Origin of the sequence: Pseudomonas sp. 21615526, assembly GCF_013386245.1 — a bacterium.
GTDB lineage: Bacteria > Pseudomonadota > Gammaproteobacteria > Pseudomonadales > Pseudomonadaceae > Aquipseudomonas.
Genome location: NZ_JACAOM010000165.1, coordinates 1 through 3,021, shown reverse-complemented (window position 1 = coordinate 3,021; position 3,021 = coordinate 1). Strand labels below are relative to the sequence as shown.

Here is a 3,021-nt window from a genome sequence, read left to right as displayed (position 1 = left end):
TGGGTGCCGGTTGCAGCGCACAGGCCTGGAAGTTGGGTATAGGCCAGATAGGTGGCAGGGCTGCCGAGGTCGAAGAAAAATTCTACTGTTTTACTCATGCTGGATACTCGCAGTTTATTGTTATGGGGCGTGCTTACCAGGGTTCATTCCAGGGGCGCAGGTCCAGCTCGAAGGTCCAGGCGTCCCGGGGCTGGCTGTGCAGGTACCAATAGTTATCGGCGATGTGGTCCGGATTGAGAATGCCGTCCTGATCCTTGAGGGCGTATTTTTGCGGGAAGTTGTCGCGGATGAAGTCGGTGTCGATGGCGCCATCCACGACGACGTGGGCGACGTGGATATTCCGTGGGCCCAGTTCGCGAGCCATGCTTTGCGCCAGTGCACGGATCCCGTGTTTAGCTCCAGCGAACGCGGCAAAGCCGGCGGCTCCACGCAACCCGGCCGTGGCACCGGTAAACAGGATGGTGCCGCGGTTACGGGTGACCATGCGCTTGGCCACTTCCCGCGCGTTGAGGAAGCCTGAGAAACAGGCCATCTCCCAAATCTTGAAGTACTTGCGGGCGGTTTCTTCCAGGATGCTGCACGGCACATTGGCGCCGATGTTGAACACGAAGGCTTCGATGGGGCCCAGTTCGGTTTCAATCCGTTCGATCAGCGCGATAACGTCTTCTTCCTTGCGGGCATCGCAGGCAAAGCCATGCGCCTCGCCACCTGCTGCGTGGATGCTATCCACCAAGGGTTGCAGTTTATCGGCGCTGCGCCGGGTGACGCAGGCGACGTAACCCTCACGGGCGAAACGCTTGGCGATGGCACCACCTGTGGCATCGCCGGCACCCACTACCAGTACGATTTTCTTGTTGTTCGTCATGGGAGATCCTTTAGTAAACGATCGTTTGCCAAACGAACGTTATGCTACGATCCAGCAGGCGTCAAGCTGACAGCACAGTGGAGGAAGCGATGCGATATTCGGCTAGTCACAAGCAGCAAACCAGGGAAAAGCTTCTGAACAGCAGTGCGGCACTGGCGAAGAAAGAGGGTTTTGCCAGTGTCGGGGTGGATGGCTTGATGAAGGCCATTGGCTTGAGTGGCGGTGCGTTTTATAGCCACTTCGCTTCGAAGGATGAATTGTTCAGTTCGATTGTCGAGCGTGAATTGAGCCACAGCCTTGAGCGATTGAATGGCGACGGGGTGCAAAGCCGTGAGCGGCTGGATCGCTGTTTGAAGTTCTACCTGAGCATGGCCCATGTGGAGCAATCCGAAGCCGGATGTGCGTTGCCGAGCCTGGGGGCGGAGATTGCGCGATCTGATGTGGCCGTTCGTCAACAGGCGCAGGACTGGATTTGCCGATTGCAGGTGGGGTGGGCAGCAACACTGGGCAGCGAGGCCCTGGCGTGGTCGATTCTGTCGCAATGCATCGGCGCCCTGGTGGTGGCGCGGATGATGGTCGACCCGCAGGTGCAGGCACAGGTCCTGTCATCGAACTACGAGGTGCTCAGCCAGCAGCTGTCGAGGCTGTGAGGTCATCGACAGTTACTTGCAGATGACAATCATGCTTCGGCTTGTGTAGCCGGCGGGGTTAAGACCGAACGGGTAGTCGCCTGGGTCTTCGGCGTTGTCCCCCGACTTGGCGATGACTTTATAGCCTTTGGCGCCACACGAATTAGCTGCACTGGCGTAGCACTGGTCCCAGGAAGAGGACAGGCCTGAGCAGTTGATATGCAGGCCCTTCTTTCCCCGTTTTACTTCGGTCTTGGTGGTCGCGGCACAACCTGCGATTGCCACAATCATGAACAGCATCAAAATTCGCTTCATTACTATCCTTAATAGCCGCCTCGCTTAAGTGCACGAAGCTGGCTTTGCTCGCTCTCGAGTGTAGCGTTCATGATGTCCTTATCGAAAATCTCCATGAATGACACTGGGTTACGACCTAAACATGGCCTAATTGAGCGGCAAATGCCATAGCTACGTCAAATCCTGAATCAATCGGCTGGAACGAGTGGTTTTGATTCGTTACGCATGGTCAGGGTTGCACCCACCGAGGCCAGGATAATGCAGGTGATGGCCAGCCATTGCGCCAGGGACAAGTGCTCTTGAAGGAAAAACAGCCCGGACAGGGCGCCGAACGCGGGTTCGATGCTCATCAGGGTTCCGAATGTGCGGGCTGGCAGGCGAGTCAGGGCGACCATCTCCAGGGTGTAGGGCAGGGCGGTGGATAAAACCGCGACACCAATGGCGATCGGGATCAGCGAGGGTGTGAGGAGTGCGGCGCCCGCGTGGACGATACCTATCGGTGCAACAAACAACGCTGCAATCATTACGCCGAGGGCCGCAGTCTGAACGCCATTGTCGGCGCCGGCCTTTTGGCCAAACAGAATGTAGAGTGCCCAGCACGCACCTGCGCCGAGTGCATAGGCGGCGCCTGTGAGGTCAAGGCCGCTGCTGGCTTCGCCCACTGGGATCAATAGCAGAAGTCCGACAATCGCCAAGGCTATCCAGAGAAAGTCTACGGCGCGTCGCGAAGCGTAGATGGCTACTGCCAGTGGGCCGGTGAATTCGAGGGCTACTGCAATTCCCAGCGGAACGGTGCGCAGCGACATATAGAAGAGGAAGTTCATTCCCCCCAGCGCCATCCCGTAGACGATCACCGTCTGCAACGACTTGGCTGTCAGCTTGGCGCGCCATGGGCGTAAAAGGAGCAGCATGATCACACTGGCGAAAATCAGGCGCAGGGTGGTGGTGCCCTGGGCGCCCACGATGGGGAACATGCTTTTGGCGAGTGAGGCGCCTGATTGAATAGAGGCCATGGCAATGAGTAGCAGGCCGACCGGAAACAGTGTCGAAGCCAGGCTACGCGGGGAAGTGGTCATTGAGGGTATTCGTCCGAGGTCGTATTGAAAGAAACCGAGTGGCTATGATGCTTAACTGTTGAGCGTTGGGCAATATATTGCTCAATTAGTTAACGGTTCCTTCCTATATAGACGAATTCCGTGATTGTCGGGATGGATTGATAGAAAAGCTGAATTA

At 57.1% G+C, this 3,021-nt stretch carries 4 protein-coding genes and 1 pseudogene; 1 reads left to right on the top strand and 4 read right to left on the bottom strand.

The genetic code is table 11. The features are described 5' to 3' along the window. Nucleotides 1-98 (bottom strand): annotated as a pseudogene (locus tag HX786_RS29850) (2-hydroxychromene-2-carboxylate isomerase); the annotation flags it as partial. 35 nt (nt 99-133) lie between these two features. Next, a complete protein-coding gene (locus HX786_RS29845) occupies nt 134-865 on the bottom strand; it encodes an SDR family oxidoreductase (protein WP_003210139.1) in 732 nt (243 codons plus the stop codon). A gap of 89 nt (nt 866-954) precedes the next feature. Between HX786_RS29845 and HX786_RS29840 the strand changes: the two genes are divergently transcribed. Beyond that, nucleotides 955-1,515, top strand: coding sequence for a TetR/AcrR family transcriptional regulator (locus HX786_RS29840; RefSeq protein ID WP_008430866.1), 561 nt, complete (start codon nt 955-957; stop codon nt 1,513-1,515). 12 nt (nt 1,516-1,527) lie between these two features. Here the strand turns inward: HX786_RS29840 and HX786_RS29835 are convergent, their stop codons facing one another. Continuing rightward, nucleotides 1,528-1,809 (bottom strand): hypothetical protein, encoded by a 282-nt coding sequence (locus tag HX786_RS29835; protein WP_003210144.1) that lies wholly within the window; start codon nt 1,807-1,809, stop codon nt 1,528-1,530. 167 nt (nt 1,810-1,976) lie between these two features. Continuing rightward, complete coding sequence (gene rhtA / locus HX786_RS29830; protein WP_177039999.1) at nt 1,977-2,864, bottom strand: threonine/homoserine exporter RhtA; 888 nt, start codon at nt 2,862-2,864, stop codon at nt 1,977-1,979. Nucleotides 2,865-3,021 lie beyond the last annotated feature (157 nt).

Excerpts from the sequence above, each read along its gene's own strand:
- HX786_RS29845 (WP_003210139.1), bottom strand. The coding sequence starts at position 865 with ATGACGAACAACAAGAAAATCGTACTGGTAGTGGGTGCCGGCGATGCC.
- HX786_RS29840 (WP_008430866.1), top strand. The coding sequence starts at position 955 with ATGCGATATTCGGCTAGTCACAAGCAGCAAACCAGGGAAAAGCTTCTG.
- HX786_RS29835 (WP_003210144.1), bottom strand. The coding sequence starts at position 1,809 with ATGAAGCGAATTTTGATGCTGTTCATGATTGTGGCAATCGCAGGTTGT.
- rhtA (WP_177039999.1), bottom strand. The coding sequence starts at position 2,864 with ATGACCACTTCCCCGCGTAGCCTGGCTTCGACACTGTTTCCGGTCGGC.